Consider the following 25,658-nt stretch of genomic DNA (forward strand, 5'->3'; position numbering starts at 1 on the left):
TCCGGGCAACCTCGTGCACCGCCTTCACAGCCCCGGAAGAAGAGCGGCGCGGGGTCCGGAAAAAAGTTCCGCGAACCCGCGTAATGCTGCGCGCCGCACGCCCTCTCCACTCGTACGGGCCCACCGCAGGGCCCGCGGACACGTCACGAGAGGACATCGACGCCATGTATTCCACCGTGGTCGAACGGGAGCTGGAGCTGAAGCTCGTCCTGTCTCCCGAGCGCAGCATCCCGGTCCCGGCCCGGCTCAGCTACCGCAGCGACGACCCCTACGCCGTCCACATCGCCTTCCACATCGGCTCCGACCACCCCGTCCACTGGACCTTCGCCCGCGAGCTGCTGGTGGAGGGGGTGTTCCGGCCGTGCGGGCACGGGGACGTGCGGGTGTGGCCGACGAAGGTGGACGGCCGCAGCGTCGTGCTGATGGCGCTGAGTTCACCCGACGGGGACGCCCTGCTGGAGGCCCCGGCCGCACAGGTGTCGGCCTGGCTGGAGCGCACCCTGCGGGCGGTCCCCCCGGGCTCTGAGGCCGAGCAGCTCGGCATCGACGACGGCCTGGCCGAGCTGCTCGCCCCGACCCCGGCCGACGACCTGTACCTGTGCGACCCGTGGCCGTCGGACGAGTCCAAGGACGGGGAGTGAGCCGTAGCGCGAGGGGGACAGCCGCGAGAGGGACAGGCGCGAGGAGGTCAGAACAGCTTGCCCGGGTTGAGGATGCCGAGCGGGTCGAAGGCCTGCTTGACCGCCCGTTGCATCTCCACGCCCACCGGGCCGATCTCGCGCGCCAGCCACTCCTTCTTCAGGACGCCGACGCCGTGCTCGCCGGTGATGGTGCCGCCGAGTTCCAGGCCGAGCGCCATGATCTCGTCGAAGGACTCGCGGGCGCGCGCGGACTCGTCGGGGTCCCGCGCGTCGAAGCAGACGGTGGGGTGCGTGTTGCCGTCGCCGGCGTGGGCGACCACGCCGATCGTCAACCGGTGCTTGTCGGCGATCCGCTCGACGCCCTCGATCAGGTCGCCGAGCCGGGACCGCGGCACGCACACGTCGTCGATCATCGTCACACCGCGGACCGCCTCCAGCGCGGTCAGCGAGAGCCGCCGGGCCTGGAGGAGGAGTTCGGACTCGGCCGGGTCCTCGGCCGGTACGACCGCGGTGGCGCCGGCGGCCTCGCACAGCGCGCCGACCGCGGCGAGGTCGGGGGCCGGGTCCGGGGTGTCGAAGGCGGCGAGCAGGAGCGCCTCGGTGGTCTGCGGCAGGCCCATGCGGGCCAGGTCGTTGACGGCCCGCACCGTCGTACGGTCCATCAGTTCGAGGAGGGAGGGCACGTGCCCGCCGGCCATGATCCGGCACACGGCGTCGCAGGCCTCGGCCGCGGAGGCGAACTCGGCGGCGAGCACGAGTTGCCGCGGCGGCTTCGGCCTGAGCCCCAGGACGGCCCGTACGACGATGCCGAGCGAGCCCTCGGAGCCGACGAACAGGCGGGTCAGGTCGTACCCGGCGACGCCCTTGGCGGTCCGCCGGCCGGTGCTCATCAGGCGGCCGTCGGCGAGGACCACGTCCAGGCCGAGGACGTACTCGGCCGTCACCCCGTACTTCACGCAGCACAGGCCGCCCGAGGCGGTGCCGATGTTGCCGCCGATGGTGCACATCTCCCAGCTGGAGGGGTCGGGCGGGTAGGAGAGGCCGTGTTCGCCGACCGCGCGGGAGAGGGCGGCGTTGACGACGCCCGGTTCGACGACGGCGACCCGGTCGACCGGGTTGATCTCGATGATCCGGTCCATCCGGGTCAGGGAGAGCACGATGCAGCCGTCGGTGGCGTTGGCCCCGCCGGACAGGCCCGTGCGGGCGCCCTGCGGGACGACCGGGACGCGCAGGGCGGTGGCGGTGCGCATGACGTGCTGCACCTGCTCGGCCGTACGCGGAAGGACGACCACGGCCGGGGCTCCGGCCGGGCAGAAGCTGGCCATGTCGTGGGCGTAGGAGGCCGTGACGTCGGGGTCGGTCAGGACGGCCTCGGCGGGCAGGCCGGTCAGCAGACGGTCGACGAGACCGCCGGTCGTCGCTTCGTCGCGCGGCGCTTCGGTACGGCTCATGATCACAGCCTCGCACCGGGGGCCATCGGTGTGAACCCCGTCTGCGCCGACCGTCGTAAGCCGGGGTGTGGTCGTCGTATTGACGCACAGTGAGCGCCATGGAGAACCAACGAGGGCTGCGGGTGGTGGCCGCCTCCGTGGCGGGGTGTGCCGTGCTCGGCGGGGTGCTGATGCTGCTGCCGTGGGAGCGTCCGGCGGGCGGGCCGCCCGCGCCGGCCCCGGGGGCGCAGGCGCTGGCCGCGGTCACCACCGGGGTGCCCGCGGCGCTGCCCGACCTGGCGGTGCTGATCGGTGAGCGGGAGGCTCATCTGCGGGCGCATCCGAAGGACGCGGAGTCCTGGGCGGTGCTCGGGGCCGCCTACGTGGAGCGGGGGCGGCGGACCGGGCAGGCGGCGGACTATCCGCGGGCCGAGCGGGCGCTGCGCACCTCGTTGAAGGTACGGCCCGAGGGCAACGCGGAGGCGCTGGGCGCGCTGGCCTCGCTGGCGAACGCGCGCCGCGACTTCCCTGCCGCGCGCACCTGGGGCGAGGCGGCGCTGAAGGCGGCCCCGAAGCGGTGGACGACGTATCCGCCGCTGATCGACGCGTACACGGGCGTCGGTGACCACAAGGCGGCCAAGAAGGCCCTCGACCGGTTGCTGGAGCTGCGCTCCGGTCCGGCCGTGATGGCGCGGGCGGCGGCCGTCTACCGCGACCGGGGCTGGCGCGAGGACGCGGCGGCCCAGCTGTCCGACGCCGCGGCGGCCGCCGGGACACCCGCCGAGCAGGCCGCGTACCTGGAGCAGGGCGGGCGGCTCGCCTTCGAGCGCGGGGACCGCGAGGCCGCCCTGCGGCACTTCCGGGCGGCGCTGCGGCTGGACCCCGACCAGGGGGCCGCGCTGGCCGGGCAGGGGCGGGCGCTGGCGGCGCTGGGCCGCACGTCGGAGGCGCTGAGCGCCTACCGGGCGGCCCTGGCCCAGCAGCCGCTCCCCCAGTACGCCCTGGAACTGGGCGAGTTGTACGAGTCGCTGGGCCGGGAGCAGGCGGCCGAGGTCCAGTACGACGTGCTGCGCGAGCGGGTGCGCGGCGCCGCCGCGGGCGGGGCCGACGAGAACCTGGTGCTGGGGCAGTTCGAGGCCGACCACGGTGATCCGCGGGCGGCGGTACGGCGGTTGCGGGCCGAGTGGAAGCGGCAGCCCGGCATCCCGGTGGCCGACGCGCTGGGCTGGGCCCTGCACCGGTCCGGACAGCACGAGGAGGCCCTGCGCTTCGCCGGGATCGCCACGGACGGCACCCGGGGCGGCGGGGTGCGCAGCGCCCTGTACGCCTACCACCGGGGCATGATCGAGCGGGAGCTGGGGCGGTCCGGCCCCGCGCGGCGGCATCTGCAGGAGGCGCTGCGGATCAACCCGTACTTCTCCGTCCGTCACGCGCGGGAGGCCCGCCTGGCCCTCCGGGAACTGGGCGAGCCCTCGCTCGAAGGGCCTCATTAGCTCGAAGGACCTCATTGGGCAGCCTGGTCAGGTCTGGGTCAGGCAGCCTGGTCAGGTCTGGCAAAGTGCGTAATAGTTCGCTTGATCGCTGGGCAATGTGTGCGGCGGTACGTCCGCCTCGGCGGGCCTCCTGTACAGGATGATCAGGCGCCGGGAGGGCATTTCGTGACGATCGACCAGCTGGACGGGCGGATCATCGTGCTGCTGGCGCGCGAGCCGCGGATCGGGGTGCTGGAGATGTCCCGGCGGCTGGGTGTGGCGCGCGGGACCGTGCAGGCGCGCCTGGACCGGCTTCAGTCGAACGGAGTCATCCGCGGATTCGGTCCGCAGGTCGACCCGGCGGCGCTCGGCTATCCGGTCACGGCCTTCGCCACGCTGCAGATCCGGCAGGGCCAAGGGGCCGACGTACGGGCGCACTTGGCGACCGTTCCGGAGGTGCTGGAGCTGCACACGACCACCGGCAGCGGGGACATGCTGTGCCGGCTCGTGGCCCGCTCGAACGCCGATCTCCAGCGTGTGATCGACCTGGTCGTCGGTTTCGATGGGATCGTCCGGGCCTCCACCGCGATCGTGATGGAGAACCCCGTTCCGCTGCGGATCATCCCGCTGGTGGAGCAGGCGGCGGAGGACCGGGCGCGACCGTAGCCGACCTGGGGTGAGCGCTGTGAACTTCTGGGAGTACCTGGGCACCCGCCACCAGCAGTTGTTCACGGACGCCTACCAACACGCGAGCGCCGTCTTCCAGTGCATGGTCGTGGCGACCGTGCTGGGCGTGCTGATCGGCGTGGCCACCTACCGCAGCGAATGGGCCGGCAATCTCGCCACCACGACCACCTCAACCGTCCTGACCATTCCCTCGCTGGCCATGATCGGCCTGCTCGTTCCGGTCGTGGGGCTCGGCGTGCCGCCCACGGTGATCGCGCTGACGCTCTACGGGCTGCTGCCGATCGTGCGCAACGCGATCGTCGGCCTGCGCGGGGTCGACCCCGCCCTGGTGGACGCGGCCAAGGGCATCGGGATGTCCCGGCCGATGCGTCTGGCCCGGGTCGAGCTGCCGCTGGCCTGGCCGCCGATCCTGACCGGGATCCGGGTCTCGACGCAGATGCTGATGGGCATCGCGGCGATCGCCGCCTACGCCTCCGGGCCCGGCCTCGGCAACGAGATCTTCCGCGGGATCGCCTCGCTCGGCAGCAAGAACGCGCTCAACCAGGTACTCGCGGGCACGCTCGGGATCATCGTCCTGGCGCTGCTGTTCGACGCCGCGTACGTCCTGATCGGACGGCTGACCATTCCCAGGGGGATCCGTGCCTGAGTCCAGTACGTCCGGCGCCTCGGGTGCCTCCATCGAGCTGGAGAACCTGACCAAGCGGTACCCCGGCAATCCGCAGCCGTCGGTGGACAACGTGAACATGGAGATCAGGGCGGGCGAGCTGGTCGTCTTCGTCGGCCCCTCCGGGTGCGGGAAGTCCACCACGCTCAAGATGATCAACCGGCTGATCGAGCCGACCGGCGGCCGGATCCGCATCAACGGCGAGGACGTCACCGACATGGACCCGGTGAAGCTGCGCCGCAAGGTCGGCTACGCGATCCAGTCGGCGGGGCTGTTCCCGCACATGACGGTCGCGCAGAACATCGCGCTCGTGCCGAGGATGGTCGGCTGGCCGAAGGCGCGGACCAGGGACCGGGTGGAGGAGCTGCTCGACCTCGTCGGCCTGGACCCCGGCGAGTTCCACGGCCGCTATCCGCGTCAGCTGTCGGGCGGGCAGCAGCAGCGGGTGGGCGTGGCGCGGGCGCTGGCCGCCGATCCCCCGGTGCTGCTGATGGACGAGCCGTTCGGCGCGGTCGACCCGATCACCCGGGACCATCTCCAGGACGAGCTGATCAGGTTGCAGCACGAGCTGCACAAGACGATCGTCTTCGTCACCCACGACTTCGACGAGGCGATCAAGCTCGGTGACCGCATCGCCGTGCTGCGCGAACGCTCGCACATCGCCCAGTTCGACACCCCCGAGGCGATCCTGACCAACCCGGCCGACGACTTCGTGTCGGGGTTCGTCGGGGCCGGGGCGGCGCTGAAGCGGCTGAACCTGACCCGCGTACGGGACGTGGAGATCACCGACTATCCGACGGTCACCGTCGACGACCCGCTCCAGGAGATCTTCAACAAGCTCCGCTCCAGCGGCACCAACGAGATCCTGCTGCTCGACAAGCGCCGCCGCCCCTACAAATGGCTCCGACGCGGCGACCTGATGCGGGCCAAGGGCTCACTGGCCCGCGCGGGCACGCTGGTGCACGACACGGTCACCCGGGACGCCACCCTGCGCGACGCCCTGGAGGCCGTCCTCACCGACAACGCGGGGCGGGTCGCGGTCACCGGGCGGCGCGGGGAGTACGACGGCGTCGTCGACATGGAGACGCTGATGAACTCCGTGCACGAACTGCTGGAGGCGGACCGGCTGGAGGCGATGGAGCACCAGCACGAGCTGGAGGCGGCCCGCGCCCCGCAGACGCATGCCGAGCAGGAGGGCGACGGAGGGGAGAAGAAGGCGTGACGGTTCCTTCGAGGCCCCCAGGACACCGGCGTCCGCACGGCGAGCACGAGGTCGAGGGCCTCGCCTTCCGGGACGAGGGCGAGGGCGAGAACTTCGCGCTCCGGGACGAGGGCGAGGGCGAGGCCGGGCGGGGGACGCCCCCGCCGTCTGCGGCCCCGCCGCGCCGGGTGACCTGGCAGAAGCTGACGTTCCTGCCCGCGCTGCTGGTGGCGGTGCTGCTGGCGACCTGGCTGTGGTTCCAGCAGGCCGACCTGGACTCGATCTCCGAGAACGCGCTGTCGAACGGCCAGGTGTCGAAGGCCCTGTGGCAGCACGTGGAACTGACGGTGATCTCCACCTTCTTCGTGCTGATCATCGCGATCCCGCTGGGCGTGCTGCTCACCCGCAAGGCGTTCCGCAAGGCCACCCCGGTGGCGATGGCGGTCGCCAACACGGGTCAGGCGACCCCGGCGATCGGCCTGCTCGCCCTGCTGGTGATCTGGCTCGGCACCGGCATGAAGGCGGCCCTGATCGGCATCGTCATCTACGCCGTCCTGCCGGTGCTCTCCAACACAATGGCGGGCCTGAAGGCCAACGACCCGACCCTGCTGGAGGCGGCCCGCGGCATCGGCATGTCCCCGCTCGGCGTGCTGACCCGGGTGGAACTCCCCCTGGCCGTCCCGCTGATCCTGGCGGGCGTGCGCACGGCCCTCGTCCTGAACGTCGGTACGGCGACCCTGGCGACCTTCGGCGGGAGCGGCGGCCTGGGCGTACTGATCACCACCGGCATCACCAACCAGCGGATGCCGGTGCTGATGCTGGGGTCGATCCTCACGGTGGCGCTGGCGCTGCTGGTGGACTGGCTGGCCTCACTGGCCGAACTGCTGCTCCGGCCGCGGGGGTTGGAGGTGACGGCGTGAGACGCGCGTGCCTGGTGCTCGCGGGAGCGCTGACCGTGGTCTCCGGCTGCGGACTGACCAGCGGCTCTCCCATGGTCGACAACGTCGTCCCCGGCTCGATCGGCCGGGGCGAACCGCTCAAGGGCGCCGACCTGACGGTGACGTCCAAGGAGTTCACCGAGCAGCTGATCCTCGGCGCGATCATGGGCATCGCCTTCGAGGCGGCGGGCGCGGACGTCCTCGACCGCACCGGCATCCAGGGCTCCATCGGGGCCCGGGAGGCGGTCAGGTCCGGTGACGCGGACGCCATGTACGAGTACACGGGCACCGCCTGGATCACGTACCAGGGCAACAGCGAGCCGATCGACGACCCGCGGGCGCAGTGGGAGGCGGTCCGGGACGCCGACTTCAAGAACGGGCTGACCTGGCTGGAGCCCTCCGCCCTGAACAACACCTACGCCCTGGCGACGAACCGGGCCAACGCCCGGAAGTACGGCACGAAGACGCTCTCGGACGTGGCGGAGCTGGCCGAGTCCGACCCCGGTGCGGTGACGCTGTGCGTGGAGGGCGAGTTCGCCAACCGCGCGGACGGGCTGCCGGGCATGCAGAAGGCGTACGGGATGAGCGTCCCGGCGAAGAACATCACGCAGATGGACACCGGGATCATCTACACCCAGGCCGCGAAGGGCAGTTGCGCCTACGGCGAGGTCTTCACCACCGACGGCCGCATCAAGTCGATGAACCTCGCGGTGATGGAGGACGACCGGAAGTTCTTCCCGAACTACAACGCGGCGCCCGAGATCAACTCCAGGACCCTGAAGGAATGGCCGGCCATCGCGGAGATCCTGGCCCCGGTGACGGCCAGGCTGAACAACGCCGTGGCGCGGGAGCTGAACGCCAAGGTGGATGTCGACGGGGAGGACCCGCACAAGGTGGCGCTGGACTGGATGAAGGCGGAGGGGTTCGTCAAGGAGGGGTGAGCGGCCGGGGTGAGCGGAGGAGGCAATTCCGCGCATCAGGGATTCCTCCTGGCACATCATGATGTATCGCTCTTTGAGGCCCCCGCCACTGGGACATCTTCGAACGCCCGAGTCTCAAGGCGGGCGCTCGCGGCAGCCTCGTCCCGCACGCCCGCCTCGCCGCCCTCGCCACAGGGCACGGCGCCGCCTTCTACACGGCCGACGCGGTTTCGCCCGCTTCCCCGGCCTCCGCTGGCAACACCCCCTCGAAGAGGCCTGACTCAGCAGTTGGGGACGGACCCCCCGCCCTTCTCCAGGGCGACCAGGGCGTCGACCGCGCCCTTGAGGGTGGTCACCGGGATCAGGCGCAGCCCCTCGGGCAGCTCGGCCTTGGCGTCGGAGCACTCGGCCTCGGGGACGAGGAAGACGGTCGCCCCGTCCCTCCGCGCGGCCTGCGTCTTCAGGGCGACGCCGCCGACCGGGCCGACGGTGCCGTGCGCGTCGATGGTCCCCGTACCGGCGATGCTGCGGCCGCCGGTGAGATCGCCGCCGCTGCCGTCGCCGTCCAGCTTGTCGATGATGCCGAGGGAGAACAGCAGACCGGCGCTGGGGCCGCCGACGTCGGCGAGTTCCAGGGTGACCTTGATGTCCTTGCCGTCGAGGCCGAGGTGGTTCAGCGCGGCCTCGGTCGCGGTGTCCTGGGACTCCCGCATCTGCTCGGTGTTGTACTCCTCGATCTCCTTGGTGCTCTGCCCGCTCGGGTAGACCGCGTCCCGCGGCATGACCGCCCGGTCCGTACGGAACCAGGAGTCGAGCACATCGCCGAGCTGGACGGTCGCGTCGGGGCCGGTCGCCTCGATCGTGGTCATCCGCAGTTCCCCGCTGGTCTTCCGGGTCGGCGCACCGGAGATCGTGATCACCGGCTCGCCCCGGTCCGCGCCCAGCACGTCCGCCGTCATCCCGGGCTGCGTCAGCGCGAACGGCAGCGGCGCGAACAGCGCGGCGGCGAGCAGCCCCACGACAGGAGCGGCGCAGACGGCGAGGGCTTGGGGACGCGAGAGACGAGAGAGCACGGGGTCAATCTAACGCGGGGCCGGTTCGGCGCCGTCAGCGCAGCGCCTCCGCGACCTCCCGGGCCGCGTCCATGACCCGCGGCCCCACCCGCTCCGGCACCGCGTCCGCCAGCATCACGACCCCGACGCTGCCCTCGACGCCCGTGACCCCGAGCAGCGGCGCCGCGGCCCCGCTGGCCCCGGCCTCCAGCTCCCCGTGCGTCAGGGTGTACCCGGGGTCCTCCGGCGGCTGCCGCCGCGCCGCGAGGATCGCCCGGCCGGCCGCGCCCCGCTCCAGCGGGTGCCGGAACCCGGCCCGGTAGGCCACGTGGTAGTCCGTCCACGTCGGCTCGACCACGGCGACGGCCAGCGCCTCCGCCCCGTCCACCAGTGTGAGATGTGCCGTCGCCCCGATGTCCTCGGCCAGCGACCGCAGCGCGGGCAGCGCGGCCTCCCGTACCAGCGGATGCACCTGTCGGCCCAGGCGCAGCACCCCGAGCCCCACGCGGGCGCGTCCGCCCAGGTCACGACGGACGAGGGCGTGCTGCTCCAGCGTGGCGAGCAGCCGGTACACAACGGTCCGGTTCACGCCGAGTTTGGTGGAAAGCTCGGTGACGGTCAGCCCGTGGTCGGTGTCGGCCAGCAGTTTGAGGACGCGCAGTCCCCGGTCGAGCGTCTGGGAGGTCTCCGCGGTCACGACGCCCACTCCTTAGTGGTGAGGTCGGCAGCCCCCTCGCGGCGGATGCGTCACCGAGTCCCGTCAGTGACGCGCTTCAGAGGCCGCCGATCGGCTGGCGGCCCGGCCTGTCCGGACCGCGTCGCTTCACGGCTGCGCTCCGCGGCGGCGCTGCCACGGGGCGTGTGCGTAGCGGGACATTAGCGAAGGCGGTTCGCTGAGCGGAAGGCTCCGTCCAGAATCCGGGCATGGACCGGTACGGCCTGCTTGCGTTTGTCCTGTTACGTACGTCACCCGCCCGTCGGGCCGGGTCACCGCATCCGCGTGGCCCACTCCTGCACCTTGGCGATGCGCTGCCGCAACTGCCCCGCGGTCGCCTCCGCGCTCGGCGGGCCGCCGCACACCCGGCGCAGCTCGGTGTGGATGACACCGTGCGGCTTGCCGCTCTGGTGGACGTAGGCACTGACCATCGTGTTGAGCTGCTTGCGCAGCTCCATCATCTCCTTGTGCGAGACGACGGGTCGCCGCTCGGCGGGCAGCTCCAGCAGGTCGGCCTCGGCATCCGGCTTCTTGCGGCTGTGCGCGATCTGCCGGGCCTGCCGCTTCTGGAGCAGCAGCTGCACCTGGTCGGGTTCGAGGAGCCCGGGGATGCCGAGGTAGTCCTGCTCCTCCTCGCTCCCGGGATGGGCCTGCATGCCGAACTCGGCGCCGTCGTAGAGGACGCGGTCGAAGACGGCCTCGGACTCCAGCGCCTCGAAGGAGAACTGCTCCTGCTCGCCGGTGTCCTCGTCCTGCTCCTTGTTCGCCTCCTCCATCTCCTTCTCGGACTCGGCGTACGGGTCCTCCTCACCCTCCTTCTTCGGCTTGTCGAGGGCGTGGTCCCGCTCCACCTCCATCTCGTTGGCGAAGGTGAGCAGGTCGGGCACGGTCGGCAGGAAGACGGAGGCGGTCTCGCCGCGCCGCCTGGACCGTACGAAACGGCCGACGGCCTGGGCGAAGAAGAGCGGGGTGGAGATGGTGGTGGCGTAGACGCCGACGGCGAGCCGGGGCACGTCGACGCCCTCGGACACCATCCGGACCGCGACCATCCAGCGGTCGGTGTTGTTGCTGAAGTCGTCGATCCGCTTGGACGCTCCGGCGTCGTCGGACAGGACGAGGGTCGCCTTGGTGCCGGTGATCTCGCGGATCAGCTTGGCGTAGGCGCGCGCGGAGTCCTGGTCGGAGGCGATGACGAGGGCACCGGCGTCCGGGATGGCCTTCCTGACCTCGGTCAGCCGCTGGTCGGCGGCGCGCAGCACACTCGGCATCCACTCGCCGCGCGGGTCCAGCGCCGTACGCCAGGCCTGGCTGATCGCGTCCTTGGTCATCGGCTCGCCGAGCCGGGCGGCGATCTCGTCGCCCGCCTTGGTACGCCAGCGCATATTGCCGCTGTAGGAGAGGAAGATGACCGGCCGGACGACGTGGTCGGCCAGCGCGTTGCCGTACCCGTAGGTGTAGTCGGCGGCCGAGCGGCGGATGCCGTCGTTGCCCTCCTCGTACGTGACGAAGGGGATGGGGTTGGTGTCGGACCGGAACGGCGTGCCGGTGAGCGCGAGCCGGCGGGTGGCGGGCTCGAACGCCTCCAGGCAGGCCTCGCCCCAGGACTTGGAGTCACCGGCGTGGTGGATCTCGTCGAGGATGACGAGGGTCTTGCGCTGCTCGACGCGGTTGCGGTGCAGCATGGGCCGCACGCCGACACCGGCGTATGTGACGGCGACGCCCTGGTAGTCCTTGCCGAGCGGTCCCGCGCTGTACTCGGGGTCGAGCTTGATCCCTATCCGCGCGGCCGCCTCGGCCCACTGCTTCTTCAGGTGCTCGGTCGGCGCGACGACGGTCACCTGCTGCACGACGTGGTGGTGCAGCAGCCAGGAGGCGAGGGTGAGGGCGAAGGTCGTCTTGCCCGCGCCCGGGGTCGCCACCGCGAGGAAGTCACGCGGCTGCTCCTGGATGTACTTGTCCATCGCCCCCTGCTGCCAGGCACGCAGCTTGCTGGCGGTACCCCACGGGGCACGGCCGGGGAAGGCGGGCGAGAGGTGGTGCGAGGTGGAGGCGGCGGTGGTAGTCACGGTCTCCGTAGGGGTTGGGCGGCTCGGCTACGTATGACAACCGGGCCACCCTACCGGCGACCTGCGACCGTCAACGCGCGAACGAGGGCGGGTCGCCCTGGGGTGGGACCGAGGTCACAGTCAGCGCGCGAAGCGCGGCAACTGCGCCGCGATCTTGGGTACGTCCAGGGCCCCCTGGCAGACGTCCAGGACAAACCGCTCGGCCTCGTCCGCGTCGAAGCCGGCGTCCAGGGGATGACCGTTTACGTGCAGGAAGACCCAGGTCGCGTACCAGGCGATGCGCTTGTTTCCGTCGACTAGGGCGTGGTTGCGGGCGAGGGACTCCATGAGCGCCGCGGCCTTCTGCCATACGTCCGGGTAGGCGTCCTGCCCGAAGACGCTCGACCGGGGACGTGCCAGAGCCGAGTCCAGCAGCCCGTAGTCGCGCACCTCGTCCGCCCCGAGCCGCTGCGCGAGATTCAGCAGCTCGGGGAGCGTGAGGTAGTACATCAGGCGAGCCTCCGGTTCAGCTCGGCGCTGGCCTTCAGTACGTGTTCGGCAGCCTCGTTGAACAGCCGGGAGTGTTCGTTTATGGCCGCGATCACCGCATCGTGCGCGAAAGCCTGCATGCTGCGCCCTTCCGCCGCCGCGCGCTCTCGCAGGGCGTCCAGCTCCTCTTCCGTAAACCGCAGATTCAGTCCAGCCATGCCTTCGACGGTACTACGTGGTACCACGTGGTGTCACCGGAACTCCGTCGCACGACCGACATGGGCATGCAGCAGACGTGGGGAGCTTTCGAAGCCGCCGCGGGCGTACGCCGGGATCGCCCGTGGTGAGGAGTGGACCGTGACCCGCTCCAGGCCGAGATCCCGGGCCGTGGAGAGGACGGCGTCGATCAGGCGGCCGCCGAGGCCCGCGTCCCGGGCCTCGGGGACGATATACACGCACTGGAGATCGCCCGACGCCCGGTCCGGGGCGTACGGGGTCGGTACGCGGCGTACGATCGCCAGCCACGCCATGCCGATGACGGCGGAGTCGCGCACCAGGACCGTGCAGCGGTGCGAGGAGGCGTGCTCAGCCGCCCAGGCGGTGAAGTGCCGGACGAAGTCCGCACGGTCGACGCTCGTCGGCTCTTCGCCGTTCTCGGTGATCCACTGCCAGCGCAGGCCGGCGACGGCCGTCAGCTCGTCGGGCCGCGCCGGGCGGACGGTGATGTTCTCCATCCGTACATGGTGAGCGGCCGGACGTCCTGGCGTGGCGGATCAGCCAGAGAGTGAAGACGACCGTGGAGACGTCGACGTGCGGCAGCGGGTGCGGGGTGGTGCCGGGGCCGCGCCAGTCCAGTACCGCGCCGGTCCCGCCGTCCAGCAGGAGGCTGGTGCCGCCGGTCAGCCGGCCGAGGCGGATCAGCCGCCCGGAGCGGGCCGGAACCTCCGGCATGCCTTCCTCAGCGCACAGTTCGGCGAGCGTGGGCAGTGGCACGTCCGCGTCCGGGTGGAACAGGACACCGTCCTCGGGCAGGCCCGTCTCGCGCAGGAAGCGGCGGGTCGGTTCGTGGGTGAGCGCCGCGGGGAAGTCGACGTCCTCGAAGCGCATCATCCGGCCCCGGCCGAACTCCTGGTCCAGCAGCCGGGCATGAAGGTCCAGGACGAGGCCTGATGCGGTGGCGGTCGTGCTCATCGTTCCCCCGGGATGCTCACTGTGCCCCGGGCGAAGGCCGGGCCGGGGCAGGTCGTGCACGTGCTCGTCACACTACGCCGCCCCACTGACAACACCCTCGCCCCGACCCAAGGCGCGTCCGCCTACTGCCCGGTGGCCACGACCACACACCGCCCGGTGACCACAGCCGCCCGCCGCCCACCAACCACAACCGCCCAACGCCCGGTGGCCACGACCGCCCACCGCCCGGCGACCACAACCGCCCACCGTCCAGCAACCGCAGCCGCCTACTGCCCGGTGACCACGGCCGCCTGCGGTCGGATCGGCAGGCGGTTCACCGGGCGGCCCGTCGCTGCCCGTACCGCGGAGGCGATCGCCGCCGGGGAGGCGACCACCGGTACCGCGCTGACCGCCTTCGCCCCGAAGGGGGCGACGACGTCCCGCTCCTCCACCAGCTTCACGATCTTGATGTCCGGCGCGTCGAGGGCCGTCGGGAGGGCGTAGCCGGTGAGGTCGGGGTGGCGGATCAGGCCGCGTGCGGTGCGCAGGTTCTCCGTCAGCGCGATGCCGACGCCCTGCGTGACGCCCGCCTCGATGCGCGCCGCGAGCTGCGCGGGGTTGAGCACCCGGCCGACGTCCTGGGCGAGCGCCAGCTCCACCACCCGTACCGAACCGAGTTCGATGTCGACGTCCACGACCGCGCGGATCGCGCAGAACGCCAGGCCCACGAACGCGTCGCCCTGGCCGGTCTCGTCCAGCGGCTCGGTGGGGTGCGGGCGGCACTGCGCGGTCGCCCACAGTTCCTTGCCGTCCATCGCCTCGGTGACCGTGGTCGACAGGACACCGTCGTAGGACGTGATCTTGCCGTCGGTGATCTGGAGCAGCTCGGTGGACATGCCGAACTTGTGCGCCAGGGGCTGGAGCAGCTGCGTGCGGACCATCTTCGCCGCGCGTTCCACCGCGCCGCCGGACACCCAGGTGTGGCGGCCCCGGCAGCCGGCGCCCGCGGGCGGCTGGTCGGTGTCGACGGGGGCGACGTGCACCTCGTCGATGCCGAGCGTCTCCTGGACGATCTGGCGGGCGAGGGTGGTGAAGCCCTGGCCGGTCTCGACGGCCGCGCACAGGACCGTCGCGACCCCGTCGTGGACCTTCACGGTCGCCGTGGACACCTCGTCGGCGCCCTCCGCGCCCAGCATGTGCACCATGCCGAGCCCGTAGCCCACGCCCCGGCGCACCGCGCCCGGTTCGCCCGCGCCCTCGGGGCCGCCGGGCAGCAGCCACTCGTCCTCGGGGGTGTCCTTGGGCAGCGGGGGCAGCGGGAAGTCCCGTACCGCCTGGAGGAGTTCGGCCACCGGCGCCGGGCAGGTCACGGTCTGGCCGGTGGGCAGGACGTCGCCGGTCGCCATGGCGTTGCGCAGGCGCAGCTCCGCCGGGTCGAGGCCGAGCTTCTTCGCCAGCTTGTCCATCTGCGCCTCGTAGGCGGCGGCGACCTGCATGGCGCCCTCGCCGCGTACGTGGCCGGAGGGCGGGTTGTTGGTGCGGACGGCCCAGCCCTCGATGAACGCGTGGGGGACGACGTAGGGACCGCAGGCGAAGGCCACCGCGGCGGCCAGCGCCTCCGAGGAGGTGTCCGCGTACGCGCCCGCGTCCAGCAGGATCTGCGCCTCGACCTTCACCAGCTTGCCCTGGGCGTCCGCGTGGTGGCGGTACCTGAGCAGTGTCGGGTGGCGGTGGGCGTGGCCGAGGAAGGACTCCTCGCGCGTGGCCGTCAGTTTCACCGGGCAGCCGGTTTTGAGCGCCAGCAGGCCGAGCGGCAGCTGGAAGCCCTGGTCCTCACGGTCGGCGGTGGCGCCGGGCACGCCGGTGACGACGACCTTCACCTGCTCCGGCACCAGCCCGTAGCAGGCGGCGGCGGTGTCGCGGTCGGTGTGCGGGTCGGTGGAGGCGAGGTACAGCTCGACGCCGCCGTCGGGGCGCGGCACGGCGAGGCCGGCCTCGGCGCCGATGGGGGCGGGGTCCTGGCGGCCGATGCGGTACAGGCCCTCCACGACGATCTCGCCGGCCGCGTCCGGGTCGCCGTGGCGCAGCGGGATGTGCCGGATCAGGTTCCCGTCGGGGTGCAGCGGCTCGGCCTCGAAGGCCTGCTCGGGGTCGGTGACCGGGTCGAGGACCTCGTACTCGACGATGACGGCGGCCGCGGCCATGCGCGCGGTGTCGGGGTGGTCGGCGGCGACGGCGGCGATGGGCTCGCCGTGGTGGCGCACGACCTCGGAGGCGAACACCGGGCGGTCGGCCTTGCCGCGGCCGTGCACCGGCGTGCCGGGGACGTCCTCGTGGGTGACGACGGCGCGGACGCCGGGCATCTCGCGCGCGTGGGTGGTGTCGATGGAGACGATGCGCGCGTGCGCGTGCGGGGAGCGCAGGACGGCCGCCCAGAGCAGGCCCTCGGCCCACAGGTCGGCCGCGTAGGGGAAGGTGCCCTCGGTCTTGGCGCGGGCGTCGGCGGCCGCCAGGGAGGCGCCGAGGCCGTGCGGGATCGGTTCGGGGGCGGGCGCTGCCGCCGCGGGGCTGGTCGCGGTGGCGGCTTCGTTGCTCACGCCTGGCCTCCGTCCTGTCCGTACGCCTGGTCATGCGGTGCCGCGGACGCCGGGTCCTCGAACGCCGAGGGGTTGACGCCGCCGGCTCCCGGGCCCGCCTGGTGCGGAATACGGGCCTCGTCCGGATCCGACTCACTGTCGGCCGTCCTGTGTGCCTCGCGCGCGGCGACGACCTCCTTGACGGCCTCGACGACGCCCCGGTAGCCGGAGCAGCGGCACAGGTTGCCGCACAGCGCCTGGCGGGTCTCCAGCTCGGTCGGGGCGGGGTTGCCCTCCAGCAGGTCGTGGACGGTCATCGCCATGCCGGGCACGCAGAAGCCGCACTGCACGGCGCCGCACCGGGCGAGCGCCCGCTGCACGTCGGAGGGCTGTCCGTCGACGGCGAGGCCCTCGACGGTACGGACCTCGCTGCCGGCGGCGGTCACGGCGGGGACCAGGCAGGAGGCGACGAGCCGGCCGTCGACCTGGACGTTGCAGGCCCCGCACTCGCCCTGCGAGCAGCCGTCCTTGGCGCCCGCGAGGCCGAGCCGCTCGCGCAGCACGTAGAGCAGCGATTCGCCGATCCAGGCGTCGGTGACGGGCCGGTCGACGCCGTTGACGCGCAGCACGTAGGAGGCGAGGGGGTGTTCCTCGCCGGGCAGGGCGGGCCGCTCACCGGACCCGTCGCTCGCGTCGGACGCCTCGGTCCCGGCGGCCTCGTCGGCGGCCTCCGTGGCGCCCTCGTCGGACTCCCGCGGCCCTTCCGGCCCCTCGGGCGCCGCACGCTCCTCAGCGGCCTCCTGCGCGTCCTCCGGGGTGCTCCCCGTGCCAGTGCCGACGGCCGCCGACTCGGGCTCCACGGGCTGATCGGGGACGGGCTCGGCGTCCACGGGCACGCGCGCGTGGGCATCGTCCCCGGGCACACGCGCGTGGACGTCGTCCCCGTCCCGCTCCCGCGCTACGGCCGCGGCGGCACCGTCACCCTCGGCAGTCACGCGCGTGTGGGCGTCGTCCCCGGGCACGCGCGCGTGCCCGTCCGCGTCCTGCTCCCGCACCACGGCCGCGGCGGCACCGTTGCCCTCGGCGGGCACACGCGCGTGGGCATCGTCCCCGGGCACACGCGCGTGGACGTCGTCCCCGGCCCGCTCCCGCGCTACGGCCGCGGCGGCACCGTCACCCTCGGCGGGCACGTGCGTGTGCGTGCCGTGGGGGGTGGGCTCGGTGTGCGGGTGGGTACCGGGCCCGCCGGTCTGCGGTCCCCACGGTTCGCCGATCGCCTGCGTCGCCCACGGCGCGGGCGCGCCGCCGGGCAGCGTGGGCGGCGGGGTGCCGCCCCACTGCTCGACCAGCGACGAGGTGGTGAACTCGCCCGATTCGTCCGGGAGGTCGCCGCCCGCGACGGGGATCGACCACTCGCCGGTCACATCGTGCCCGGGCCCGGGTGCGGGCGCGGGCGCCGCGTTCTCGAAGGTCCACTGGCCGGTGGCGCCCGGGTCGTAGGTGAACCGGTCGTCGCCGGTCTCCTGGGGCACCGCGTCCGGTTCGGGCCACTGGGCGCCGCCCGCGGGCATCGTCCAGGTGCCGGTGGCCGCCGGGTCGGTGCCCGCGGTGGTGGCGGGCGTGACCGTTATCGGCGGCGGGACGTAGCCGTGGCCGGGTGCGGCCAGCGGACTGTCGGAGGAGGCCAGCAGGGCGTCGATGCCGCCCTCGGGGAGCTGCACGAAGGCGGTGGCGCCGTCGTCGTACTCGCCCTGGGGCAGCGGGTCCCAGCGGCCCGCGCCCTGGGGCGTGCCCTCTCCGTGCCGGTCGTCGGTCACGACAGCGCCCTCCCCAGTGCTCGTCGGGCCAGCGCGGCGACGGTGCGCCGCAGGTGCAGTACGGCGGGCGGGAGCGGCGGCACGGAGCCGTCGCTCTCCGGGACCGGGTCGGGGATGCAGGCCGCGGCGACGTACTCGCCGAAGGCGGTCAGGGCCTCCGGGACGATGGCGCGGTTGTTGTCCCAGTCGATCAGCTGGGCGACCCACTGCTCGGCCTCCAGGGGCCGCAGCGGCATCGGCGCTATGGCGCCCACCGCGCACCGCACCCCGCGCCGGGCGGGGTCGAGGACGAGCGCGACGGAGGCCATCGCCCGCCCCGGTCCGGTCCGGCCGGTCGCCTTGAGGAAGACCTGGGGGGCGTGCAGCAGCGGCACCCGCACGAAGCCGATGAGTTCGCCGGCGCGCAGCATCTCCATGCCGGCCAGCAGGTGCGACACCGGGATCTCCCGGCGGACTCCGCCCGCGCCCGCGATGATCAGCGTCGCCTCCAGGGCGGCCAGCACGGGCAGCGCGTCGCCCGTGGGGGCCGCCGTGGCGATGTTGCCGCCCAGCGTGCCGGCATTGCGGATCTGCGGCGGCCCGGCGGCCCGCGCGGACGCGGCGAGCGCCGGGATGAGCGCGGCGAAGTCGGGGCGGCCCATGCGCGCGTGGGTGAGTCCGGCGCCGAGCAGCGCGTGACCGTCCTGGTACTGCCAGCCGCGGATCTCGCTGATCCGGCCGAGGCCGACCAGGGCGGTGGGCCTGAGCTGCCCGGAGTTGACGGAGGTCATCAGGTCGGTGCCGCCGGCCACGGGGACGGCGGCCGGCATGGCGGTGAGCGCCGCCACGGCCTCGTCCAGCGTCGTGGGCAGCGTGACGGACTGCGCCGCCTGCGGTGCGTGCGTGGTCAAACCGGCTGCCCCTTCCCGCTGCCCCCTGGTCCCACCTGTTGCTGCCGTACGGTACGTGCTGACAGGGCGGACGTGGCAACTCTGGCACATCTTCGCAGGGGCCGAACGCGGGGGTCCGCTAGGAGGCATTCGCCCACCTCATCGGGGAGATGGTCCGTTTTCGTACGGCATCACCCGTGCGCACCGATTGACACTCTTCAGTGATCCTTGCCGGGGTTTTTCCATTACCTGTTCGGTGGCGCCCCCTCGATGGGCCGTCCCAGCACGCCGAGCCGCTTCTGCCACGGCAGCGGGCCGGTGGGCGGCCGGTAGCCGACGCCCAGGGCGTCAAGTCGCCGGTAATGGGCGGCCATCCGCCGCTCGAAGTCGGCGAAGTCCCGTTCCGCGGGGGCGGGCAGCCGACTCCAGGCCACCTCGGCGAAGGCGGAGAGCCGCGGGAACGTCTGGTAGTCCACGCGCGCCTGATCCTCCGTCACCTCGGTCCATACGTTGGCCTGCGTGCCGAGGACGTGCGCGGCCTCGTCCTCCGTCAGTTCCGGCGGAACGGGCTCGAAGCGGTAGACGTCCTCCAGGGTGCGGACGTAGCCGATGGGGACCGGCTCGTCCGCGCCCGCGTGCTGGCGGTGGTCCAGATAGACCTGCTGCTCGGGGCACATGACGACGTCGTGCCCGGCCCGCGCGGCGGCGATCCCGCCCGCGTAGCCGCGCCACGACGACACGGCCGCGCCCTTGGCCAGCCCGCCCTCCAGGATCTCGTCCCAGCCGATGAGCCTGCGCCCGCGCGCGGAGAGCCAGTTGTCGAAGTGCCCGATGAACCAGGCCTGAAGTCCGTCCTCGTCGGCGACCCCGAGTTCCTGGATGCGCTTCTGCGCGACCGGCGACCGCCGCCACTGGTCCTTGAGGCATTCGTCGCCGCCCACATGAACGAACCGGGAGGGAAACAGCTCCAGGAGTTCCTCGAACACCCCCTCGTAGAAGCGCAGGGTGTTGTCAGTGGGGGCGAGTACGTTGGCGGAGATCCCCCAGTTGTCCCAGACGGTCAGGGAAGTGGTGTCGATGACGTCGGTGTTGCCGAGTTCCGGATACGCGGCGATGGCGGCCTGCGAGTGGCCGGGTACGTCGATTTCGGGGACGACGGTGATATGCCGCTCGGCGGCGTAGGCGACGATCTCCCGGATGTCGTCCTGGGTGTAGAAGCCCCCGTGCGGCTTCTCCTCCCACAGCGGTGAGGCGCGGTGACCGAATTTCGTCCGCGCGCGCCAGGAACCGACCTCGGTGAGCTTCGGGTACTTCCTGATCTCGACGCGCCAGCCCTGGTCGTCGGTCAAGTGGAAGTGGAGGACGTTGAGTTTGTGCGCGGCCATCAGGTCGAGGTAGCGCAGGACCCCGTCCTTGGGCATGAAGTGGCGGGCCACGTCGAGCATGAGACCGCGCCAGGCAAAGCGCGGCGAGTCCTCGATCACCGCCATGGGCACGAGCCACTCCCGGCGCGGACCGAGCGGCGCCCGCCGGAAGGCATCGGGCCCCAGGAGCTGCCTGAGCGTCTGCGCGCCCCAGAAGACGCCGGCCGCGCTGCCGCCGTCGATCCGTACGGCATGCCCGTCGACGGCGACGCGGTAGGCCTCCGGCTCCATGCCGGTGTCCACGCCCAGCTCAATGCCGTTGCGGCCGTCGGGGAACGGCAGTCCGGTGGCGGCGCCGAGGGTGGCGCGCAGCCAGGACGCGACCCGCTCGGTGCCGGGCCCCGCGTGCAGCGCGGTCTCCTCGTCGAGGGGAAACGCTCCCCGCCCCGGCGGCACCCACCAGGCCTTGCGGGGAGCCGGAATCAGTTCCTCGAAGCTCATGCCATCAGTCCTTTACCGCTCCGCCCGGCCCGGAGACCGGCCGTCGCTGTACGGGTACGAAGAACACCAGAAAAACACGCTCGTTCGGCCGTCGCCCCCCGCTGCATCCGAATTGGAAAGAGCCGCGAGAAAGAGCGGTGGGGCCTCGACGGGCGCCGTCCGGGCCATCTGCAACATGATCAGCAAGATGGTTCGGAAGTGAACAAAAATCGCGTCACGGCGGTCGCCGCGAGAAGGGCGATCAAGGGGTGGCGAGCACGTCGGAAACCGTCGGAAGGAATGCAGCAACGGCACCGTCGTCCGGGGCCGGCCGCGACCGCACAACGCAAGCCCCCTGGGGCGCGCCGTGGCGCGCCCCAGGGGGCTTGCGGAACCTCGGGCGGGCCGGCGGGCTACTTCTTGTCGCCGCCCTTGCCCTTGCCCTTGTCGTCCCCGCCGGAGCCCATGGACTCGTAGATCTCCTTGCACATGGGGCACACGGGGTACTTCTTCGGGTCGCGGCCGGGCACCCACACCTTGCCGCACAGCGCCACGACGGGGGTCCCGTCGAGGGCGCTCGCCATGATCTTGTCCTTCTGGACGTAGTGGGCGTAGCGCTCGTGGTCGCCGTCGCCGTGGGACACCTGTGGCGTCGGCTCTACGAGGGTCCCCGTACCAGTCCCGCGCTCGGGCTCAAGAGTGCTCATAACAGCCAGGGTACTGAAGGTCACACCCATCAGTTGAGCGAAGGGTCGTCCGGATACGTGGCCACCATCGCCAGCTCGTTGCGCTGGCGGCGCAGCACCTCGCGCCAGAGCCGCTCCGGCGAGGGGGAGGAGACGTCTCCCGGCTCGGACTCCACCACGTACCAGGCGCCGTCCACCAGCTCGTCCTCCAGCTGGCCCGGCCCCCAGCCGGCGTACCCGGCGAAGATCCGCAGGCTGCCGAGGGCGGAGGCGAGCAGCTCCGGCGGGGCCTCCAGGTCGACGAGGCCGATCGCGCCGTGCACCCGGCGCCAGCCCAGCGGGGTTCTCTCGCCGGACGCGCCGCCCGGGATGACGGCGACGCCGAGGGCGGAGTCGAGGGACACCGGGCCGCCCTGGAAGACCACACCGGGCTCGCCGGCGAGATCCCCCCAGCCCTCCAGGATGTCGCCCACGTCCACCGGGGTCGGACGGTTGAGGACGACACCGAGCGAGCCCTCCTCGTCGTGGTCGAGAAGGAGCACCACCGCGCGGTCGAAGTTCGGGTCCGCCAGGGCGGGTGTTGCCACGAGCAACCGCCCTGTGAGCGAGGACACCTCGGTCATGCCAGACATGATCCCGCATCTTCCCCCCGCGTGGGGAGGCAATCCGGGTAAGGGAGTGAACGCAGCTCAGCGACGGATCGAGCGCCCCCGGCGCACACCTGGCCCGGTGACCCGTCGTACCCGGGGGCCAACGCTTCGTGTTGTGACACAGCTATGACGTACCTGGACGGTACTTGGGCTTACAGAAGGGGGGTGGGCGGCGATTACCCTTTCCCTTCTGGCCCCTGCCCCACTCATCGGAACGCGAGATACATGACCGTCAACGGCTCTGACGACGTACTGCTTGTCCACGGCGGAACCCCGCTGGAGGGCGAGATCCGTGTGCGCGGCGCGAAGAACCTCGTGCCGAAGGCCATGGTCGCCGCACTGCTGGGCAGTGAGCCGAGCCGGCTGCGCAACGTTCCGGACATCCGTGACGTGCGAGTCGTACGCGGCCTGCTGCAGCTGCACGGTGTGACGGTCCGTCCGGGTGAGGAGCCCGGCGAGCTGGTGATGGACCCCTCGCACGTCGAGAGCGCGAACGTCGCTGACATCGATGCCCACGCGGGTTCGAGCCGTATCCCGATCCTGTTCTGCGGCCCCCTGCTGCACCGCCTCGGCCACGCCTTCATCCCCGGCCTCGGCGGCTGCGACATCGGCGGCCGGCCGATCGACTTCCACTTCGAGGTGCTGCGGCAGTTCGGCGCGCGCATCGAGAAGCGGGCGGACGGCCAGTACCTGGAGGCGCCGACGCGGCTGCGCGGCACGAAGATCCGGCTGCCGTACCCGTCCGTGGGCGCGACCGAGCAGGTGCTGCTGACGGCCGTCCTCGCCGAGGGCGTCACCGAGCTCTCGAACGCGGCCGTGGAGCCGGAGATCGAGGACCTGATCTGCGTTCTGCAGAAGATGGGCGCCATCATCGCGATGGACACCGACCGGACCATCCGAGTCACGGGTGTGGACCGGCTCGGCGGCTACAACCACCGTGCCCTGCCGGACCGTCTGGAGGCCGCCTCCTGGGCGTCCGCGGCGCTGGCGACCGAGGGCAACATCTACGTCCGCGGCGCCCAGCAGCGCTCGATGATGACGTTCCTGAACACCTACCGGAAGGTGGGCGGTGCCTTCGAGATCGACGACGAGGGCATCCGCTTCTGGCACCCCGGTGGCCAGTTGAAGTCGATCGCGCTGGAGACGGACGTCCACCCGGGTTTCCAGACGGACTGGCAGCAGCCGCTGGTGGTGGCCCTCACCCAGGCCACGGGCCTGTCCATCATCCACGAGACGGTCTACGAGTCCCGCCTCGGCTTCACCTCCGCGCTCAACCAGATGGGCGCCCACATCCAGCTCTACCGCGAGTGCCTGGGCGGCTCCGACTGCCGCTTCGGCCAGCGCAACTTCCTGCACTCGGCGGTCGTTTCCGGCCCGACCAAGCTCCAGGGCGCCGACCTCGTCATCCCCGACCTGCGCGGCGGCTTCTCCTACCTCATCGCCGCCCTCGCGGCCCAGGGCACCTCCCGGGTCCACGGCATCGACCTCATCAACCGCGGCTACGAGAACTTCATGGAAAAGCTCATGGAACTGGGCGCGAAGGTAGAACTCCCGGGCAAGGCGCTCGGCTGACACACACGCGTACGCCGAAGGGCGGCCACCCGGGTTGGGTGGCCGCCCTTCGGCGTTTGTGGGGCGCGCCCCGCAGGGGCGCAGCCCTAGGGGCGCGGGGAACTGCGCGACCAGCCACAACGGACCGTCAGACTGCGACGGCGCCCTGCGTCTACGGCGCTCAGTCCCCGGCGCTCGAAGCGGAGCGCTTACTTGCCCTTGGCGGCTTCCTTCAGCTTGCTGCCCGCGGAGACCTTCACGCTGTAGCCGGCCGGGATCTGGATCGGGTCGCCGGTCTGCGGGTTGCGCGCGGTGCGAGCGGCGCGGTGGGTGCGCTCGAAGGTCAGGAAGCCGGGGATGGTGACCTTCTCGTCGCCCTTGGAGACGATGTCGCCGACGACCTCGGCGAACGCGGCCAGCACGGCGTCGGCGTCCTTGCGGGTCACCTCGGCGCGGTCGGCCAGCGCGGCCACCAGCTCACTGCGGTTCATGTTGTTACTCCCGTGTTCTAACTTGCCGTTGAGGCGTGCCACGCGGCGGAGCCGCATGTTGGGCGCTGTGAAGCCCGATGCGCTCGCGCCCAGGGACGCATCCTGCCCCTACCTGCGGCGGGAAAGCCAATCCGGCACCCGTCGGAGTCGTGAGAACACCCTAGGGAGTCACACGAAAGGCCTGCGCGTGCCCGCCAACCTAACGGGCGGCCACAGGCCCGCGGTCCCGCGACGCGCCGGTGCCAGGGCCATGAGGCGATCCTCACAGCCCTGGCACAGTACGACATGGCTACGACATCACGCCGAAGCGCCCGCAACCGCGGCCTTGGCGGCCTCCCGCACCGCTCCCGCGACCGCGCCCGCGACCTTGTCGTTGAAGACGCTCGGGATGATGTAGTTCGGGTTCAGCTCGTCCTCGGTCACCACGTCCGCCAACGCCTTCGCGGCCGCGAGCATCATCTCGGTGTTGACCGTGCGGGACTGCGCGTCCAGCAGACCGCGGAAGACACCCGGGAAGACCAGCACGTTGTTGATCTGGTTCGGGAAGTCGGAGCGGCCGGTGGCCACGACCGCCGCCGTCTGGCGGGCGACCGCCGGGTCGACCTCGGGGTCCGGGTTCGCGAGCGCGAACACGATGGCGTCCTTGGCCATGCCGGCCACGTCGTTGCCGTCGATGACGTTCGGGGCGGAGACGCCGATGAAGACGTCGGCGTCGCGCACAGCCTCCTTCAACGTCCCCGTCAGGCCCTCGGGGTTGGTGTTGTCGGCGATCCAGCGCAGCGGCGAGTCCGCGGCGGCCTCCACCAGGTCCTCGCGGCCGGCGTGCACGACGCCGTGGATGTCGGCGACGACGGCGTTCTTCACCCCGGCGGCGAGCAGCAGCTTGAGGATGGCCGTACCGGCCGCGCCGGCACCGGACATGACGACCCGGATGTTCTCGATCGCCTTGCCTGCCACGCGAAGTGCGTTGGTGAGGGCGGCGAGTACGACGATCGCGGTGCCGTGCTGGTCGTCGTGGAAGACGGGGATGTCGAGGGCCTCGCGCAGCCGGGCCTCGATCTCGAAGCAGCGGGGGGCGGAGATGTCCTCCAGGTTGATGCCGGCGAAGCCGGGGGCGATGGCCTTGACGATCTCGACGATCGCGTCGGTGTCCTGGGTGTCGAGGCAGATCGGCCAGGCGTCGATGCCGGCGAACCGCTTGAAGAGGGCCGCCTTGCCCTCCATGACCGGCAGCGCGGCCTTGGGGCCGATGTTGCCGAGGCCGAGCACGGCGGAGCCGTCCGTCACAACCGCAACGGAGTTGCGCTTGATGGTGAGGCGGCGGGCGTCCTCGGGGTTCTCGGCGATCGCCATGCAGACGCGGGCCACGCCCGGCGTGTAGATCATGGAGAGGTCGTCACGGTTGCGGATGGGGTGCTTCGACGCCATCTCGATCTTGCCGCCGAGGTGCATCAGGAACGTACGGTCGGAGACCTTGCCCAGCGTGACGCCCTCGATGCCGCGCAGCTGCTCGACGATCTCGTCGGCGTGTGCCGTGGAGGTGGCGGCGATGGTGACGTCGATGCGGAGCTTCTCGTGCCCGGAGGCGGTGACGTCGAGGCCGGTGACCGAGCCTCCGTGGGACTCGACGGCCCCGGTGAGCTGGGAGACCGCGGTTCCGCTCGCGGGCACCTCCAGCCGGACCGTCATCGAGTAGGAGACGCTGGGCGCCGTTGCCATGGCCGACTTCCTCTGCTTTCACCGTGTGACA

The 25,658-nt window shown here is 72.0% G+C and carries 24 protein-coding genes; 8 read left to right on the forward strand and 16 right to left on the reverse strand.

Annotated features, from left to right (window positions below; translation table 11 throughout):
• Positions 1 to 164 precede the first annotated feature (164 nt).
• Positions 165 to 641 carry an SsgA family sporulation/cell division regulator gene (locus ICC28_RS24915; RefSeq protein ID WP_188290926.1) on the forward strand — a complete coding sequence of 159 codons (477 nt, stop codon included), beginning with the start codon at positions 165 to 167 and terminating at the stop codon, positions 639 to 641.
• 47 nt (positions 642 to 688) lie between these two features.
• On the opposite strand, the gene ICC28_RS24920 is transcribed toward ICC28_RS24915, so the two are convergent.
• Complete coding sequence (locus ICC28_RS24920) at positions 689 to 2,098, reverse strand: FAD-binding oxidoreductase (RefSeq protein WP_188290927.1); 1,410 nt, start codon at positions 2,096 to 2,098, stop codon at positions 689 to 691.
• A gap of 92 nt (positions 2,099 to 2,190) precedes the next feature.
• Here ICC28_RS24920 and ICC28_RS24925 point away from each other — a divergent pair, with 92 nt between their 5' ends.
• From ICC28_RS24925 to ICC28_RS24950, 6 genes are all read left to right on the forward strand, one after another.
• Positions 2,191 to 3,564, forward strand: a complete 1,374-nt coding sequence (locus tag ICC28_RS24925; RefSeq protein ID WP_188290928.1) for a tetratricopeptide repeat protein — start codon at positions 2,191 to 2,193, stop codon at positions 3,562 to 3,564.
• 165 nt (positions 3,565 to 3,729) lie between these two features.
• Positions 3,730 to 4,209, forward strand: a complete 480-nt coding sequence (locus tag ICC28_RS24930; RefSeq protein WP_188290929.1) for an Lrp/AsnC family transcriptional regulator — start codon at positions 3,730 to 3,732, stop codon at positions 4,207 to 4,209.
• Between the two features lie 19 nt (positions 4,210 to 4,228).
• The gene (locus ICC28_RS24935) at positions 4,229 to 4,876 is read left to right on the forward strand and encodes an ABC transporter permease (protein WP_188291007.1); all 648 of its coding nucleotides are present in this window, start codon (positions 4,229 to 4,231) and stop codon (positions 4,874 to 4,876) included.
• Complete coding sequence (locus tag ICC28_RS24940; RefSeq protein ID WP_188290930.1) at positions 4,869 to 6,116, forward strand: betaine/proline/choline family ABC transporter ATP-binding protein; 1,248 nt, start codon at positions 4,869 to 4,871, stop codon at positions 6,114 to 6,116. The genes ICC28_RS24935 and ICC28_RS24940 overlap by 8 nt, the downstream gene beginning before the upstream one ends.
• On the forward strand, positions 6,113 to 7,015 hold the full coding sequence (locus tag ICC28_RS24945; protein WP_188290931.1) for an ABC transporter permease: 903 nt from the start codon (positions 6,113 to 6,115) through the stop codon (positions 7,013 to 7,015). The genes ICC28_RS24940 and ICC28_RS24945 overlap by 4 nt, the downstream gene beginning before the upstream one ends.
• Complete coding sequence (locus ICC28_RS24950) at positions 7,012 to 7,974, forward strand: glycine betaine ABC transporter substrate-binding protein (protein ID WP_188290932.1); 963 nt, start codon at positions 7,012 to 7,014, stop codon at positions 7,972 to 7,974. Before ICC28_RS24945 ends, ICC28_RS24950 begins: the two co-directional genes overlap by 4 nt.
• A gap of 260 nt (positions 7,975 to 8,234) precedes the next feature.
• On the opposite strand, the gene ICC28_RS24955 is transcribed toward ICC28_RS24950, so the two are convergent.
• The 13 genes from ICC28_RS24955 to ICC28_RS25015 form a co-directional block, all read right to left on the reverse strand.
• Positions 8,235 to 9,026, reverse strand: coding sequence for a S16 family serine protease (locus ICC28_RS24955; protein ID WP_188290933.1), 792 nt, complete (start codon positions 9,024 to 9,026; stop codon positions 8,235 to 8,237).
• A 34-nt stretch (positions 9,027 to 9,060) separates the two neighbouring features.
• A complete protein-coding gene (locus ICC28_RS24960) occupies positions 9,061 to 9,702 on the reverse strand; it encodes an IclR family transcriptional regulator (protein ID WP_188290934.1) in 642 nt (213 codons plus the stop codon).
• Between the two features lie 290 nt (positions 9,703 to 9,992).
• A complete protein-coding gene (locus ICC28_RS24965; RefSeq protein WP_188290935.1) occupies positions 9,993 to 11,786 on the reverse strand; it encodes a DEAD/DEAH box helicase in 1,794 nt (597 codons plus the stop codon).
• 120 nt (positions 11,787 to 11,906) lie between these two features.
• On the reverse strand, positions 11,907 to 12,275 hold the full coding sequence (locus ICC28_RS24970; protein WP_188290936.1) for a type II toxin-antitoxin system death-on-curing family toxin: 369 nt from the start codon (positions 12,273 to 12,275) through the stop codon (positions 11,907 to 11,909).
• On the reverse strand, positions 12,275 to 12,472 hold the full coding sequence (locus ICC28_RS24975; protein ID WP_188290937.1) for a hypothetical protein: 198 nt from the start codon (positions 12,470 to 12,472) through the stop codon (positions 12,275 to 12,277). The genes ICC28_RS24970 and ICC28_RS24975 overlap by 1 nt, the downstream gene beginning before the upstream one ends.
• A 33-nt stretch (positions 12,473 to 12,505) precedes the next feature.
• Positions 12,506 to 12,949, reverse strand: a complete 444-nt coding sequence (locus tag ICC28_RS24980) for a GNAT family N-acetyltransferase (RefSeq protein ID WP_317454098.1) — start codon at positions 12,947 to 12,949, stop codon at positions 12,506 to 12,508.
• Complete coding sequence (locus tag ICC28_RS24985; RefSeq protein ID WP_317454097.1) at positions 12,840 to 13,445, reverse strand: SUKH-4 family immunity protein; 606 nt, start codon at positions 13,443 to 13,445, stop codon at positions 12,840 to 12,842. The genes ICC28_RS24980 and ICC28_RS24985 overlap by 110 nt, the downstream gene beginning before the upstream one ends.
• A 266-nt stretch (positions 13,446 to 13,711) precedes the next feature.
• Complete coding sequence (locus ICC28_RS24990; RefSeq protein ID WP_188290939.1) at positions 13,712 to 16,021, reverse strand: xanthine dehydrogenase family protein molybdopterin-binding subunit; 2,310 nt, start codon at positions 16,019 to 16,021, stop codon at positions 13,712 to 13,714.
• On the reverse strand, positions 16,018 to 17,817 hold the full coding sequence (locus ICC28_RS24995; protein ID WP_188290940.1) for a 2Fe-2S iron-sulfur cluster-binding protein: 1,800 nt from the start codon (positions 17,815 to 17,817) through the stop codon (positions 16,018 to 16,020). Before ICC28_RS24995 ends, ICC28_RS24990 begins: the two co-directional genes overlap by 4 nt.
• Positions 17,814 to 18,707, reverse strand: a complete 894-nt coding sequence (locus tag ICC28_RS25000; protein WP_188290941.1) for an FAD binding domain-containing protein — start codon at positions 18,705 to 18,707, stop codon at positions 17,814 to 17,816. Before ICC28_RS25000 ends, ICC28_RS24995 begins: the two co-directional genes overlap by 4 nt.
• 224 nt (positions 18,708 to 18,931) lie before the next feature.
• A complete protein-coding gene (locus tag ICC28_RS25005; RefSeq protein ID WP_188290942.1) occupies positions 18,932 to 20,551 on the reverse strand; it encodes a beta-N-acetylhexosaminidase in 1,620 nt (539 codons plus the stop codon).
• Between the two features lie 392 nt (positions 20,552 to 20,943).
• Complete coding sequence (locus ICC28_RS25010) at positions 20,944 to 21,237, reverse strand: DUF3039 domain-containing protein (protein WP_188290943.1); 294 nt, start codon at positions 21,235 to 21,237, stop codon at positions 20,944 to 20,946.
• 29 nt (positions 21,238 to 21,266) lie between these two features.
• Entirely contained in the window at positions 21,267 to 21,839 is a 573-nt protein-coding gene (locus tag ICC28_RS25015) for a YqgE/AlgH family protein (protein WP_188290944.1), read from the reverse strand.
• Between the two features lie 252 nt (positions 21,840 to 22,091).
• On the opposite strand from ICC28_RS25015, the gene murA reads away from it, so the two are divergent.
• Positions 22,092 to 23,438 (forward strand): UDP-N-acetylglucosamine 1-carboxyvinyltransferase, encoded by a 1,347-nt coding sequence (gene murA / locus ICC28_RS25020; RefSeq protein ID WP_188290945.1) that lies wholly within the window; start codon positions 22,092 to 22,094, stop codon positions 23,436 to 23,438.
• A gap of 188 nt (positions 23,439 to 23,626) precedes the next feature.
• On the opposite strand, the gene ICC28_RS25025 is transcribed toward murA, so the two are convergent.
• A complete protein-coding gene (locus tag ICC28_RS25025) occupies positions 23,627 to 23,908 on the reverse strand; it encodes an HU family DNA-binding protein (protein ID WP_004000874.1) in 282 nt (93 codons plus the stop codon).
• Between the two features lie 297 nt (positions 23,909 to 24,205).
• Entirely contained in the window at positions 24,206 to 25,627 is a 1,422-nt protein-coding gene (locus tag ICC28_RS25030) for an NAD-dependent malic enzyme (RefSeq protein ID WP_188290946.1), read from the reverse strand.
• Between the last annotated feature and the right edge of the window lie 31 nt (positions 25,628 to 25,658).

Source organism: Streptomyces sp. TRM68416, assembly GCF_014596915.1.
Classification (GTDB): domain Bacteria; phylum Actinomycetota; class Actinomycetes; order Streptomycetales; family Streptomycetaceae; genus Streptomyces.